Origin of the sequence: Hwangdonia sp., assembly GCF_048381975.1 — a bacterium.
In the GTDB taxonomy this organism is placed as follows: Bacteria; Bacteroidota; Bacteroidia; order Flavobacteriales; family Flavobacteriaceae; genus Hwangdonia; species Hwangdonia seohaensis.
The window spans coordinates 140,635-154,684 of record NZ_JBLWYT010000002.1 but is presented as its reverse complement, the minus strand read 5'-3'; the positions used below and the strand labels follow the sequence as shown (position 1 = coordinate 154,684).

Sequence of the window (14,050 nt, the reverse complement as noted above, 5' to 3'; positions counted from 1 at the left end):
AAATAATATTACTTTTGAAATCAATAAAGCTAAAACCTTGAAAAAAGCCATCTTTTTATTATTTATAGTTTTCGTTTTTTCTTGTAAAAATGAAACAGCCAAACATGTCGTTAAACCTGTTGATGGAATTCAACTTGAATTAAAATATGCCAAAGGATTTTCGGTAACAGACTATTCAACCTATAAAGTCTTAAATATTGAAAACCCATGGCCAAACGCCGAAAAAAGCTATCGTTACGTGTTAATCAATAAGGAAAATGCAGCAAAAACAACGTTTATGAAAGATGCGTTTGATGGCATTATAATAAACCCCATAAAAAAAATAGTAGTTACCTCAACCACACATATACCTGCTTTAGAATTATTGAATGCCGAAAAAACCTTAGTTGGATTTCCCGGAACGGATTTTATTTCATCTGAAAAAATAAGAACCCAAATCGGCCAAGGCAAAATCAGGGAACTTGGTAAAAACGAAAGCATAAACACCGAGGTTTTATTGACCTTAAACCCCAATGTTGTTATTGGCTTTGGTATTGACGGCAATAACAAAACCTTTGAAACCATAAAAAAATCGGGGATCCCTGTTATTTATAATGGTGATTGGGTTGAGAATTCACCATTGGCAAAAGCCGAATGGATTAAATTTTTTGGAGAGCTTTACAATAAAGAAAAAGAAGCCGATTCTATTTTTAATACCATTGAAAAAAATTATTTGGAAGCTAAAAAACTAGCGCAAACCGTTAAAAACAAACCCACTGTTTTAAGCGGTGCCATGCATAGCGATATTTGGTATTTACCAAACGGAACGAGTACCGAAGCACAACTTTTTAAAGACGCCAACCTAAACTATCTTTGGAGCGACACTAAAGGTTCCGGGAGTTTAAAACTTAATTTTGAATCTGTTTTTACAACCGCCAAAGATGCCGATATTTGGATAAACCCATCAAATTACACAAGTTTAAAAGCACTTGAAAACTCAAGTTCGCACAATGCCATGTTTAGTGCCTTTAAAAACAAAAAAGTATTTACTATTGCAAATACGACTGGCAAAACGGGTGGTGTTTTGTACTACGAATTGGGTTTTGCCAGACCCGATTTGGTACTAAAGGACATTATTAAAATTTGTCACCCAGAACTATTAAAAGACTACAAACCATTCTTTTTTAAACCATTAAAATAATTGTCGATTTCAAAAACATACAAGCTTCCGTTTATAACATTAGCGCTCATACTTTTGGTTTCCTTTATAACCAACATAAGTTTGGGCTCGGTTTATATTCCATTAAAAGCTGTTTTTAATAGCCTTATCGGAACCGCAACGGAACAGGATACTTGGCAACATATTATTACCAATTACAGATTACCAAAGGCCTTAACGGCCATTTTAGTGGGTTCGGGTTTGGGTATTTCGGGGCTATTGATGCAAACGCTATTTAGAAATCCGTTAGCCGGCCCATTTGTATTGGGCATAAGCTCGGGTGCCAGTTTGGGTGTCGCTTTGATCATTTTAGGTTCAGGTTTGTTTGGCGGTGTTTTTGCATCGTTTTTTATATCGAAATGGAGCGTTGTAATCGCAGCAAGTTTGGGTAGTTTTCTGGTGCTTTTAGCCGTTTTAGTGGTTTCCATTAAAGTGCGCGATACCATGGCAATTCTTATTATCGGGCTCATGTTTGCCAGTATCACGGCTGCCATTGTAAGTGTGCTTTCCTATTTTGGGTCTGCCGAACAATTGCAGCAATACATTTTTTGGGGCTTTGGAAGTCTAGGTAATTTATCGTGGCATGAATTGTTTATTTTTTCAGTTATATTTTGTTTGGGTATTTTGTTAAGCATCATTTCCATCAAATCGTTAAACACCTTGCTTTTAGGCGAAAATTACGCTGTAAGTTTAGGGTTGAATATTAAAAGAAGTCGGTTAATCATTATTGCCGCCACCAGTTTATTGGCAGGAACCATAACTGCTTTTGCGGGTCCCATTGCATTTATCGGATTGGCTATTCCGCACATAACACGGCAAGTATTTAACACCTCAAACCATAAAATATTATTACCCGCTGTATTTTTGTTCGGTGCTATTATCATGCTAATTTGCGATAGTATTGCGCAATTACCAAACAGCGATTATACCTTGCCCATTAATGCCATAACCTCTTTAATTGGCGCACCGGTTGTGATTTGGTTATTGGTTAGAAAACGGAAAATGGTGTTTTAATATGAATATAAATTCCAAAATAGCAAAAACAAAATTCCAAAACCTATGCTACAAAAATGAGAGCGATTTTTTGGAATTTAGTAGTTGGAATTTGAAAGTTGTATATTGAAATTTATGAGTGTAAACGAATCACATATTATCTTAAAAACCGAAGATTTATCGATAGGCTACGCTTCTAAAAAAGAAAAAACCATTGTTTCTTCAAATATAAATATCGAGTTGAACAAAGGCGAATTGGTTGGTTTGATTGGTGCCAATGGTATTGGAAAATCGACTTTAATCAGAACCATTACGAATGTTCAAAAACATTTAAAAGGTGATATTCTCATTAATGAAAAACATATTTCAGCTTATCAAGCGGTCGATTTGGCGAAAGTAATGAGTTTGGTTTTAACCGAACAAATAGCCTCGAAAAACCTCACTGTTTTTGAGGTGATCGCATTGGGCAGACAACCTTACACAAGTTGGATTGGTAATTTATCTGAAAACGACACAATAATTATTAATAAAGCGATAACGCAAACCAACATTGAAAATTTAAAACATAAAAAATGTTTTGAGTTAAGCGACGGCCAGTTACAAAAAGTAATGATTGCACGTGCTTTGGCACAAGACACCGATTTGATTATTTTAGACGAACCCACAACACATCTGGATATGTATCATAAAGCATACATATTAAAACTGCTTCAAAAATTGGCCAAAGAAACAGGCAAAACCATTTTATTTTCTTCACACGAAATCGATTTGGCCATTCAGTTATGCGACAAACTTATTGTAATGACTAAAGGAGAAGTGGTCTCCGACAAACCTTGCAACCTCATTTTAAAAGGCACTTTCGATACTTTATTCCCTAAGGATTTAATAAATTTTGATGCAAACACGGGAAGTTTTAGGGTGAAAAAATAAAAATTAGCTTCTGTTTTACTGTTTTTATTCATTAACTTTAGCACATTCATTCTCAAGTCCTTAAGCTACTTTTAGTTTCAACCTTATAGCATTTAATGCATTATTAACCATTAATTTAGAAGTCATGAAATTCAAAGCAGGTTTAATTCTTTTAACAATTACATTATTTATAGGTTTCTTGTTTTTTCAATTTAACAAAGAAAATGAATTTGATTATTCAAAAAAAATAGGCGCGAACGCTATTAAATGCATGCCTGCAAAATTCATCCTTACCGATGTCGATTCAACAAAACAAATATCACCCTTATTTGAAAACCTTGGAAATCACAGCTATAAAGTAAGCACCAAAAACGATTTGGCGCAACGGTTTTTTAATCAAGGATTACGATTAACCTATGCCTTTAACCATGCCGAAGCACATCGTTCTTTTATGGAAGCGGCACGACTAGACCCTAATTTGGCCATAGCTTTTTGGGGGCAAGCCTATACTTTGGGTCCAAACATTAACGATCCGTTTCCCGACGAAAACCGGAAAAACAAATACAATGAGGCCATATCCAGAGCGGTAAAATTAGCACCCAATGCCTCGCAAAAAGAGCAAGCTTTAATAGAAGCATTAACCCATAGATATTCGGTAGATTTAGACAAAGATGTAACGGAATTAAACCATAAATACATGGAATCTATGGCTGAAGTGGCAAAAGAATATCCGAAAGACCCAGATATTTTAACCCTGTATGCGGCTTCGGTTATGAATACGGTTCCTTGGAATTATTGGGATAACAACGGTAATCCATCGCCCAATATTCCCGAAGCAAAAGCAGCCTTGGAAAAAGCTATGCTTATGAGTCCCGATAACCCCGGAGCGCACCATTATTATATTCACATGGTAGAACTGCCTAAGCCGGATTTGGCTGTTCCAAGTGCAGAAAAACTAGGAGGTTTAATGCCAGCCGCTGGACACATTGTTCACATGCCATCGCATATTTTTATTCGGGTTGGGCGTTACAAAGATGCTGTTTTAGCCAATCAGCAAGCTATTTTGGCAGATGAGGATTATATTTCGCAATGCCTTTCACAAGGTATGTATCCGCTTGGGTATTATCCGCATAACATTCATTTTTTATGGTCTGCTTCAAGCCTTTTAGGCAATAGCGACCTCGCCATTGATGCTGCAAAAAAAACGGCTGAAAAAGTTCCTGTGGGCGAAATGAAAGAACTACATTTTTTACAAAACTTTGCAGCAACCCCACTTTTGGCATACACAAGATTTGGTAAATGGAATGATATTTTAACCTATCCAAAACCTAATGATGGCATCAAGCACCTTAAACTTATATGGCATTATGCTAGAGGCGTAGCTTTTGTTAGAAAGAACAATATCAAGGAAGCCAAAGAAGAACTTGAGGCTATACAAACATTGGTTGATGACCCCGAAATGGAAACCCTTGTAGCGACCGGTTTTGACAACGGTACTACGATTGCAAAATTAGCTTACCAAGTGGTTGCCGGCGAAATAGCTTTATTGGAAAAAAATTACAACTTAGCTATTGGTCATTTTGAAAACGCCGTAAAAATGGAAGACAATCTGGTTTACAACGAGCCATCCGCATGGTACATTCCACCGAGACAAAATTTGGGAGCCGCATTATTAAAAGCCGGAAAATACAGTGAAGCCGAACACGTTTACCACAAAGATTTAGAAGATTTAAGGCAAAATGGTTGGTCGCTAATGGGCTTATATGAAAGTTTAAGGGCTCAAGGAAAATTAAATGAAGCTGCCAGCGTAATGCAAGAATTTAACCTGGCATGGCAAGATGCGGATATAGAAATAAATACCTCTGTTCTTTAATATAAGATTAAATTTATCTCTTATTTATTCTTTTTATCCTCAAGGTAAAAATTTATCTTTGGGTAAACTTCTATTTTAAATGAACGACAACCTAATTCTTATCATAGCTATTCTTATTTCCGGTGGCATTGGTGCCTATTTGGGCATGCTATTTACCAAACTTAAAAGCAAAAGCGAACAAAGCACTTTGGAGGAACGCCAAAACCAAGCGCATCAAACTATTGATGAATTAAAGCAAAATTTAAGCAAAATTGAAAACGAACGTGAAACTATTCGGAAGGAAAAAGACTTTTTAAATGCTGAATTGACCAGAAGAAATACCGAATACGAAAATCTGCAACAATTGAGCTTAAAACGTGATGCGGAAATTGAAGAACGTCAAGAACAATTACGAAAAGATTTCGAATTATTAGCTACAAAAATACTCGATGAAAAATCTGAAAAATTCACACTTCAGAATAAGGAGAACATCAAAAACATTTTAAATCCGCTTCAAGAAAAAATTAAAGTCTTTGAAGAAAAAGTAGATTTAACCCAAAAAGAAAGCATCAGCATGCACTCTGCTTTAAAAGAGCAATTGCTGGGATTAAAAGACCTCAACCAACAAATGACCAAGGAAGCCACCAATTTAACCAGAGCTTTAAAAGGCGATAGTAAAATGCAGGGAAATTGGGGCGAATTGGTTTTAGAACGCGTTTTGGAAAAATCCGGACTGGAAAAAGACAGAGAGTATTTTGTGCAACAAAGCTTTACTTTGGCAGACGGCTCTCGCGTATTGCCCGATGTGGTTTTACACCTTCCCGATGGTAAAAAAATGGTTATTGACAGTAAAGTATCATTAACCGATTATGAGCGTTTGGTAAATGCTGAAGATGATGACAAACCATCCTTTTTAAAAGCACATGTTAACTCCATAAAAAAACATGTGGATCAACTTTCCGAAAAAAATTATCAGGATTTATACGATATTGAATCACCCGATTTTGTATTGATGTTCATCCCCATTGAACCTGCTTTTGCGGTTGTTGTAAATGAAGACAATTCTATTTATAACAAAGCTTTCGAAAAGAACATTGTTATTGTAACGCCATCCACTTTATTGGCAACTTTACGTACCATTGATAGCATGTGGAACAACGAAAAACAACAGCGAAATGCTATTGAAATTGCGCGTCAAGCTGGGGCATTATACGATAAATTTGAAGGTTTGGTTAGTGATTTAACAGGTGTGGGCAAAAAAATTGATGCCGCTAAAAGTGATTATTCGGCAGCCATGAATAAACTAGTCGATGGCCGAGGCAATTTAATTACCAGTGTTGAAAAACTTAAAAAAATGGGAGCAAAAGCTAAAAAAGCATTACCTGAAGCTATAATAAAACGCGCAGAAGAAGACGACTTATAAAATTTAAAGCTATGTTTAAACACATTAAAGATTCCCAAATTACAATTTCCGAACTCATGTTGCCATCGCACTCTAATTTTAGCGGTAAAATCCATGGGGGCTATATTTTGAATTTAATGGATCAAATTGCTTTTGCTTGTGCTTCAAGACATTCCCGACATTATTGCGTAACGGCATCTGTTAACAAGGTCGATTTTTTAAACCCTATTGAAGTTGGCGAATTGGTAACCCTTAAAGCCTCTGTAAATTACACCGGGCGAACCTCAATGGTTATTGGTGTTCGGGTAGAATCTGAAAACATTCATTCAGGCGAAACAAAACATTGCAACTCATCATATTTTACCATGGTGGCTAAGGATGACGATGGGAACAATGTACCCGTGCCCGGAATTATTCTAAACTCCAAAACCGCCATCCGCAGGTTTTCAAGAAGTATTACCAGGCAGGAACATGCAAAAAAAAGATCTGAATATTTTAAAGCTTCTGGGTTTAAAATTGAAGAGCATTTAGACTTGCTTAAAACACATAACGTTAAATTAGAGTTTAGTTAAATTAAAAAACCGCATAACAATCTTACCAATTTGCTATGCGATTAAAACTAACAACACTATTAATTAGTTACTGAGTTTATACAATACATAAGCAGCAATTGCCATTACCAAGTCGCGTACGGCCACATCTAAATATTGGCCGCTAAATATTAAAGTAAGGGCAATTAAAGCCAGCCATAGGGCGACTATTATGGCTCCTATTTTGGTTTTAACCAATACAATAATTCCTGCTGCAATTTCAATAATTCCAACAATAATCATAAAAGTTGAGGCATCAAAAGGCAACAATTCTTGAAACCCTGAACTTAAATACTGGCTCCAATCTGTCAAAATATTTGTAAATTTATCTAATCCGGCCACAATGGGCACTAAACCAAAGGTATACTTCAGTAATGTTTGTTCATTCATAATATCATTATTTTAGTTATTCTATGCTTTTGATACCCAAACTTTAAAAAAGTTACAAAACTTTGTAACTATTTGCAGATTAACCCATCTAAAGGAAAAACAAACACATGAAAGCCATTAAAATAAGTGATTATAACAATCATACCATTCATGATTTTGATGTTATTACGCAAATACTGAGTGGAGAAAAAGGCCTGTACGAAATTTTAATGCGGAGAAACAACCAAAAACTATATCGCGTTGTACGGAGCTATATTAAGGATGAAGATGTTATAAAAGACATTATGCAAAACACGTATATAAAGGCTTACGAGAAACTATATCAATTTAGTAAAAAATCGGAGTTTTCAACTTGGTTGATCAGAATTGGCATTAATGAAGCGTTGCACGAATTAAAATCTAAACAGCGTAACCTTGTTATCCATCCAAACACCAACCGTATTAAATCATTTACAGAAGCATCAAAAAACATGAATCCGGAGCATAATATTATTCAAAGGGAAGCCAAATGGATTTTAGAAAAAGTAATTGACCAGCTTCCAGAAAAGTATAAAGTGGTTTATATACTAAGTGAAGTTGAAAACATGAAAATTAAAGACATTAGTGACTGCCTTGGCATTTCAATAAACAACGTAAAAGTTAGAACCCATCGGGCCAAACAAATGCTGAAAGACAATCTTTACGAGTTATCGCAAAAACCCAATGTGTTTGAATTCGGATTTGAAAAATGCGATAATTTAGTGAAACATGTAATTAAAAATATTTAACCACGACTAAAACTAACATTAACACTCCACGAAAATGGTTGGTAGCAAAAATAAACGCAATTGGTTTTTTTTGATAGTGCTATTAATCCTGTGCGCGTTTATGGGCTATCAATACATCTATCAAGACCATAGAGATATTGAAACGGAAAAAGCCGAATACACTACAACACCGCAATCCATTAGTGATGAATTTAAGCAAGACGCCCTTAAATCTGAAAAAAAATTCCTTAATAAAACCATTGAAATCTTAGGTATAGTTACCGAAGTTAACCAAAATAACATAACCTTAAACGACTTGGTTTTTTGTCAATTCAATGACATGTTAAACCAATCGATAAAAATTAATACAACTCTTAAAGTAAAAGGACGTTGCATTGGCTACGATGATTTGTTAGAGCAAGTTAAGTTAGACCAATGCACAATTATTAATTAACTAAAACTACAATTATGAAAACAAAACTACTCGCCTTAATGTTTTTAGGAATGTTAAGTGCACATGCTCAAACCACCCATAATCTTAATTGGGAAATTGGTATTGGAACCCTAGATTTAACTATTGATGAAGGCGATACTGTTATTTGGACGTGGACGGACAGTGCCCCTCACACCGTATCTAGCTTACCGGGAAGTACAGAGCCTTTTGATAGTGGTTCAAAAACGGGAGTCAATTCGACATATTCTAAAACCTTTAATGCAGCTGGTTCAAATCCGTACCAATGTAATTTCCATCCGTCAACCATGAAGGGCACCATAACCGTAGAAGCTGCGCTTAGTGTAGATGATTTTCGTTTAAAAGGATTTGCAATCATTCCAAACCCAGCAAATACGGTAATTTCGTTTAAACTTCCTAAAGGATTAAATACGGGAAGTATTAGCGTTTTCGATTTATTGGGCAAACAACTTTATTCAAATACCATTACAAAAACCACTGTTGATATTTCAGGTTTGACCAACGGATTGTACTTTGTTAAAATCTCGTCAGAAGGCATCAATCACACGAAACGCTTTATAAAGCAATAACAGTTTATGAAACTCGTATTTTTAATTTTTTGCTTTCCTGTATTTTGTTTTTCCCAAGATGATTTATTGGATGAAATCAATACCGATTCAACGGGAATACAATATGCAACAGCAGTATTTAAAGGATTGAAAATTGTAAATTTTGAATCGACCAAATTGGTTGCAAAAAAACAGTTAACCTTTATTGTGGCGCACCGGTTTGGCAGTATTGAAAATGGTTTTGATAGCTTTTTTGGTCTTGATGATGCGGTAACACGTTTAAATTTTGTTTACGGAATTTCAGATGGTTTTAATATTGGAGCCTCCAGAAGTTCTTTTCAGAAAATTTATGAGTTTTCAGCAAAGTACAGATTGCTGAGGCAAACTGAAAGCGGTTTTCCATTTACCGTTGTTGGCTATAATTCGTTTTTAATCAACACGGGTTTAGATAAAAGCAATTTGCCTCTTTTAAAGTTTAAACACCGATTAGGCCACACGGTTCAAGTGTTAATATCAAGAAAGTTAAATACCAACTTTTCGGTTGAATTGGCTCCAACCTTTTTTCACGATAACCTAACATCTTCGTTTTATGATGAAAACCAAGTAAAATTAAGTGATCAGGACAACTCACAATTCGCTCTGGGTTTTGGTGGCAGGTACAAACTGGGTAAACGCTGGTCTTTAAACATGGATTATGGCTGGCACTTAAACCGCGATAGTAATTCGCCGTTTAAAAACCCTTTATCCATAGGTTTGGATTTGGAAACTGGCGGACATGTATTTCAAATGCATTTTACCAATGCGCAAGGCATGAATACCAATAGTTTTTTAGGCCAAGGCACTGGAGATTGGAGCGATGGCAATATCTATTTCGGATTTAACCTAAGCAGAGTATTTTAACCCACAGTTATGAAAAAAGTATTTATAACATTAGTTTTTACGGCGTTCATCCTCTTGGGGTGCTCACACACAAGTACCGACGACTTGACTGATACACAGCCATTGCCTACTTTGGTTACTTATAACAATATAAAATCTACCATTAACAACAACTGTATTTTTTGCCATAGCAATCCGCCAGTAAACGGTGCGCCAATTTCCTTAACCACGTACAACGAAGTTAAAAACGCCGTTCAAATAAATGGTTTAGTTGGTCGGATTTCAAAACAAGTAGGAGAAGCTGGAGCGATGCCATTGGGCGGGCCAAGGTTGCCACAAAACCTAATTGACGAAATCATACAATGGCAAGCCGATGGCTTACTGGAGTAGTGATTTCTCATTAATAACAATGTAATTTTATAGTTATGAAAAATGCCATTTACGTATTGTTTTTAATCTGTTTTAGCTTGTCTGCGCAGACCAAATACATAACTAAAACGGGAGTGGTGAATTTTGAAGCCTCAGTGCCATCTTTTGAAGAAGTTAAAGCATCCCACAACTTGGTTACAGCCATAATAAACATTGAAAATGGCGAGTTTGCAGCATTAGCCTTAGTGAAAGGATTTCGTTTTAAAAATGCTTTAATGGAAGAACATTTTAATGAAAACTATGCCGAATCGGATAAGTTTCCAAAAGCTACCTTTAAAGGGAAAATAAAGTATTTTAATATAGTTGATTTGAAAACTGAAACAGCATTTTATACCATAAAAGGCGAACTGAATTTTCACGGAAAAACAAAAGCATTTGATGCTTTAAACATCTCCATTTCAAAAGATAATGATATGATTATTTTATCGGGAAACTTTAAAGCAAAAGCATCTGATTTTGATATTGAAATCCCTAAAATAGTCAGTAATAAAATTTCTGAAACCATTGAGGTTTCATTTGAATTTAATATGAAAAAGAAATAAAAAGAGGCTGTCTGAAAAGTGATTACCCTCTGTCAAACTGAGCGCAGTCGAAGTTTTAATATTCTGAAAACCAAAACATTTCGACTGCGCTCAATGTGACATTTAGGGTAGAAATTGGCTTTTTAGACAACCTCTTTTATTCAAATTATTATTTACTCAAATACATTTTTCGTCTCGAATACAAATCGTAAAACTGGTCGTCTTTTAAACTATCGATAAACAAGATGCTTTCGCCTGTACTCTTCATTTCCGGACCAAGTTTTTTGTTCACGTTAGGGAACTTATTAAAAGAGAACACCGGCTGCTTAATGGCAAAACCTTCTAATTTTGGATTAAAAACAAAATCCTTAATCTTCTTCTCCCCTAACATTACTTTAGTTGCATAATTTACATAAGGTTCGCCGTAGGCCTTTGCAATAAACGGTACGGTACGAGAAGCTCTTGGGTTGGCTTCAATAATATAGACGATATCGTCTTTAATGGCAAACTGAATGTTTATCAGGCCAACCGTATTTAATGCCAAAGCAATCTTTTTAGTGTGGTCTTTTATTTGTTGCATCACAAATTCACCAATGTTAAATGGCGGTAAAGTTGAATTACTATCACCCGAGTGGATTCCACAAGGTTCGATATGTTCCATAATCCCAATAATGTAAACATCCTCGCCATCGCAAATCGCATCCGCTTCGGCTTCAATGGCACCATCCAAATAATGATCTAAAAGCAATTGGTTCCCAGGCATGCGTCGTAACAAATCAACCACATGTTTTTCTAATTCTTCTTTATTAATCACAATTTTCATGCCTTGCCCTCCCAAAACATAAGACGGACGCACTAAAATCGGGAAATCCAAAACATCGGCAATGGCCGCAGCTTCATCGGCCGTGGTTGCAATATCAAATTGTGGATAAGGAATATCATTTGCTTTTAACAACTTTGAAAAATTACCCCTATCTTCAGCTAAATCCAACGATTCAAAGCTGGTTCCTATAATTTTAATACCGTATTTGGTGAGTTTTTCTGCAAGCTTTAAAGCCGTTTGCCCACCTAATTGCACAATAACACCTTCTGGTTTTTCATGCTTGATAATGTCGTAAATATGTTCCCAAAAAACAGGTTCGAAATACAGCTTATCCGCCGTATCAAAATCGGTTGAAACGGTTTCTGGGTTACAGTTAATCATAATGGTTTCGTAACCACATTCGGCAGCAGCTAAAACCCCGTGAACACAGCAATAATCGAACTCAATCCCTTGCCCTATTCTATTGGGACCAGAGCCTAAAACAATGATTTTTTTCTTATCGGTTACAATACTTTCATTGTGCGCAAAACGGTTTCCATCGGCGGTTTCCATATCGCTTTCAAAAGTAGAATAGTAATAAGGTGTTTTGGCTTCAAACTCTGCGGCACAGGTGTCGACCAATTTGTAAACGCGATTGATACCCAGTTCTTCCCTTTTATTATAAACCTGACTTTCTAAACAATTCAACATGTGTGCTATTTGGCGGTCGCCATAGCCTTTTTGTTTCGCTTCAAGCAATAAATCCTTTTGAATCGTATCAATGGTAAAGGTTGAAATTTCGTTGTTAAGGAAATGTAGCTCTTCATATTGTTTTAAAAACCACATATCAATTTTTGTGATTTCGTGGATTCTACTTAACGGAATGCCCATACGAATGGCATCGTAAATTATAAAAACACGATCCCAAGATGCATAGGTTAGTTTCTCGATGATTTGGTCGTAATTCTTATTTTCCTTTCCGTCTGCACCTAAACCATTTCGTTTAATCTCTAGTGACTGTGTGGCTTTATGGAGTGCTTCTTGAAACGAACGTCCAATCCCCATAACCTCACCAACGGATTTCATTTGAAGCCCTAAGGTTCTGTCGCTGCCTTCAAATTTATCAAAATTCCAACGCGGTATTTTTACGATAACATAATCTAAAGTTGGCTCGAACAACGCAGAAGTTGATTTTGTAATTTGATTGTTCAATTCATCTAAGTTGTAACCTAAAGCCAATTTAGCAGCAATTTTTGCAATGGGATATCCTGTGGCTTTACTCGCTAAAGCGGAAGAACGCGACACACGCGGATTGATTTCAATAGCAATAATATCTTCGTTTTCATCCGGAGATACGGCAAATTGCACATTACAACCGCCAGCAAAATCGCCAATACTTCGCATCATATGAATGGCCATATCACGCATTTTCTGGTAAGTCCTATCGCTTAACGTCATGGCTGGCGCTACCGTAATGGAATCGCCGGTATGAATGCCCATAGGGTCCATATTTTCAATAGAACATATAATAACCACGTTGTCATTGGCATCTCTAAGCAACTCTAATTCGTACTCTTTCCAACCAATTAGTGCTTTATCAATCATCACTTCGTGGATTGGGGAAATTTCTAAACCACGAGTTAACAATTCATCAAAATCTTCTTCTTTGTGCACAAAAGATGCGCCCGCTCCACCTAATGTGTAAGACGCTCTAATTACCAACGGAAATCCAAACTCTTGTGCAATTTCTTTTCCTTTTAAATACGATGTTGCTGTCGCTTGAGGTGCCATGGGCACGCCTATTTTTAGCATCAGTTCTCTAAACTGTTCTCTATCTTCGGTAATATTAATGGCATCAATATCTACACCAATAATTTCAACATCAAAATCTTCCCAAATTCCTTTTTCATCGGCTTCAATACATAAATTTAACGCCGTTTGTCCGCCCATAGTTGGTAAAACAGCATCGATTTGCGGATGCTCTTTAAGTATTTTTATAAGTGACTTTGTGGTAAGTGGCAACAAATAAATATGGTCGGCCATTGAAGGATCTGTCATAATTGTCGCTGGGTTGGAATTAATCAATACCGTTTCAATCCCATCTTCCCTCAACGATCGTAGTGCTTGAGATCCTGAGTAATCAAATTCGCATGCTTGTCCTATTATAATTGGACCAGAACCAATAATTAAAATAGATTTTAGTGTTTCGTTTTTCGGCATTTTGTTTGTATTGTGTTTTATTTAAAAGTGTTACAAAAATACTGTTTAGCAGATATAAAAAAAGGCGTTACCGTTAAGTAACACCTTTTTATTATCAAC

Annotated in this window: 14 protein-coding genes; 12 read left to right on the top strand and 2 right to left on the bottom strand. The window is 36.0% G+C overall.

Annotation, left to right across the window (positions count from 1 at the left end; genetic code table 11):
• Positions 1 to 37: 37 nt before the first annotated feature.
• The 6 genes from ACN5J7_RS04480 to ACN5J7_RS04455 all read left to right on the top strand — a co-directional run bounded on the left by ACN5J7_RS04480 (position 38) and on the right by ACN5J7_RS04455 (position 6,926).
• Positions 38 to 1,180, top strand: a complete 1,143-nt coding sequence (locus ACN5J7_RS04480) for an ABC transporter substrate-binding protein (RefSeq protein WP_418603233.1) — start codon at positions 38 to 40, stop codon at positions 1,178 to 1,180.
• Positions 1,181 to 2,212 (top strand): FecCD family ABC transporter permease, encoded by a 1,032-nt coding sequence (locus tag ACN5J7_RS04475; RefSeq protein WP_418602974.1) that lies wholly within the window; start codon positions 1,181 to 1,183, stop codon positions 2,210 to 2,212. It begins immediately after the preceding gene.
• Positions 2,213 to 2,326: 114 nt separating this feature from the next.
• Positions 2,327 to 3,121, top strand: a complete 795-nt coding sequence (locus ACN5J7_RS04470; protein ID WP_418602973.1) for an ABC transporter ATP-binding protein — start codon at positions 2,327 to 2,329, stop codon at positions 3,119 to 3,121.
• Positions 3,122 to 3,245: 124 nt separating this feature from the next.
• A complete protein-coding gene (locus ACN5J7_RS04465) occupies positions 3,246 to 4,973 on the top strand; it encodes a hypothetical protein (protein ID WP_418602972.1) in 1,728 nt (575 codons plus the stop codon).
• A gap of 79 nt (positions 4,974 to 5,052) precedes the next feature.
• Positions 5,053 to 6,375 (top strand): DNA recombination protein RmuC, encoded by a 1,323-nt coding sequence (gene rmuC, locus ACN5J7_RS04460; protein WP_311941091.1) that lies wholly within the window; start codon positions 5,053 to 5,055, stop codon positions 6,373 to 6,375.
• Between the two features lie 11 nt (positions 6,376 to 6,386).
• Positions 6,387 to 6,926 (top strand): acyl-CoA thioesterase, encoded by a 540-nt coding sequence (locus tag ACN5J7_RS04455; RefSeq protein ID WP_311941088.1) that lies wholly within the window; start codon positions 6,387 to 6,389, stop codon positions 6,924 to 6,926.
• 63 nt (positions 6,927 to 6,989) lie between these two features.
• On the opposite strand, the gene ACN5J7_RS04450 is transcribed toward ACN5J7_RS04455, so the two are convergent.
• Complete coding sequence (locus ACN5J7_RS04450; RefSeq protein WP_311941085.1) at positions 6,990 to 7,334, bottom strand: hypothetical protein; 345 nt, start codon at positions 7,332 to 7,334, stop codon at positions 6,990 to 6,992.
• A 107-nt stretch (positions 7,335 to 7,441) separates the two neighbouring features.
• On the opposite strand from ACN5J7_RS04450, the gene ACN5J7_RS04445 reads away from it, so the two are divergent.
• The 6 genes from ACN5J7_RS04445 to ACN5J7_RS04420 are packed head-to-tail and all read left to right on the top strand — an operon-like array spanning position 7,442 to position 10,950.
• The gene (locus tag ACN5J7_RS04445; protein WP_311941082.1) at positions 7,442 to 8,101 is read left to right on the top strand and encodes an RNA polymerase sigma factor; all 660 of its coding nucleotides are present in this window, start codon (positions 7,442 to 7,444) and stop codon (positions 8,099 to 8,101) included.
• 34 nt (positions 8,102 to 8,135) lie between these two features.
• Entirely contained in the window at positions 8,136 to 8,534 is a 399-nt protein-coding gene (locus ACN5J7_RS04440) for an OB-fold protein (RefSeq protein ID WP_376717826.1), read from the top strand.
• 14 nt (positions 8,535 to 8,548) lie between these two features.
• On the top strand, positions 8,549 to 9,121 hold the full coding sequence (locus tag ACN5J7_RS04435) for a T9SS type A sorting domain-containing protein (RefSeq protein WP_418602970.1): 573 nt from the start codon (positions 8,549 to 8,551) through the stop codon (positions 9,119 to 9,121).
• A 6-nt stretch (positions 9,122 to 9,127) separates the two neighbouring features.
• Positions 9,128 to 10,000, top strand: coding sequence for a DUF5777 family beta-barrel protein (locus ACN5J7_RS04430; RefSeq protein WP_418602969.1), 873 nt, complete (start codon positions 9,128 to 9,130; stop codon positions 9,998 to 10,000).
• A gap of 9 nt (positions 10,001 to 10,009) precedes the next feature.
• Positions 10,010 to 10,369 (top strand): hypothetical protein, encoded by a 360-nt coding sequence (locus ACN5J7_RS04425; protein ID WP_418602968.1) that lies wholly within the window; start codon positions 10,010 to 10,012, stop codon positions 10,367 to 10,369.
• Positions 10,370 to 10,404: 35 nt separating this feature from the next.
• Positions 10,405 to 10,950: a YceI family protein gene (locus ACN5J7_RS04420; RefSeq protein ID WP_418602966.1), complete on the top strand. Its 546-nt coding sequence runs from the start codon at positions 10,405 to 10,407 to the stop codon at positions 10,948 to 10,950.
• A gap of 148 nt (positions 10,951 to 11,098) precedes the next feature.
• Here ACN5J7_RS04420 and carB read toward each other — a convergent pair whose 3' ends face one another.
• Positions 11,099 to 13,951, bottom strand: coding sequence for a carbamoyl-phosphate synthase large subunit (carB, locus tag ACN5J7_RS04415; RefSeq protein WP_418602965.1), 2,853 nt, complete (start codon positions 13,949 to 13,951; stop codon positions 11,099 to 11,101).
• Positions 13,952 to 14,050: the final 99 nt, after the last annotated feature.

Bases quoted from the DNA above. Each gene is read 5' to 3' on its own strand.
- ACN5J7_RS04470 (WP_418602973.1), top strand. From the start codon at position 2,327: ATGAGTGTAAACGAATCACATATTATCTTAAAAACCGAAGATTTATCG.
- ACN5J7_RS04465 (WP_418602972.1), top strand. From the start codon at position 3,246: ATGAAATTCAAAGCAGGTTTAATTCTTTTAACAATTACATTATTTATA.
- rmuC (WP_311941091.1), top strand. From the start codon at position 5,053: ATGAACGACAACCTAATTCTTATCATAGCTATTCTTATTTCCGGTGGC.
- ACN5J7_RS04455 (WP_311941088.1), top strand. From the start codon at position 6,387: ATGTTTAAACACATTAAAGATTCCCAAATTACAATTTCCGAACTCATG.
- ACN5J7_RS04450 (WP_311941085.1), bottom strand. From the start codon at position 7,334: ATGAATGAACAAACATTACTGAAGTATACCTTTGGTTTAGTGCCCATT.
- ACN5J7_RS04445 (WP_311941082.1), top strand. From the start codon at position 7,442: ATGAAAGCCATTAAAATAAGTGATTATAACAATCATACCATTCATGAT.
- ACN5J7_RS04440 (WP_376717826.1), top strand. From the start codon at position 8,136: ATGGTTGGTAGCAAAAATAAACGCAATTGGTTTTTTTTGATAGTGCTA.
- ACN5J7_RS04435 (WP_418602970.1), top strand. From the start codon at position 8,549: ATGAAAACAAAACTACTCGCCTTAATGTTTTTAGGAATGTTAAGTGCA.
- ACN5J7_RS04430 (WP_418602969.1), top strand. From the start codon at position 9,128: ATGAAACTCGTATTTTTAATTTTTTGCTTTCCTGTATTTTGTTTTTCC.
- ACN5J7_RS04425 (WP_418602968.1), top strand. From the start codon at position 10,010: ATGAAAAAAGTATTTATAACATTAGTTTTTACGGCGTTCATCCTCTTG.
- ACN5J7_RS04420 (WP_418602966.1), top strand. From the start codon at position 10,405: ATGAAAAATGCCATTTACGTATTGTTTTTAATCTGTTTTAGCTTGTCT.
- carB (WP_418602965.1), bottom strand. From the start codon at position 13,951: ATGCCGAAAAACGAAACACTAAAATCTATTTTAATTATTGGTTCTGGT.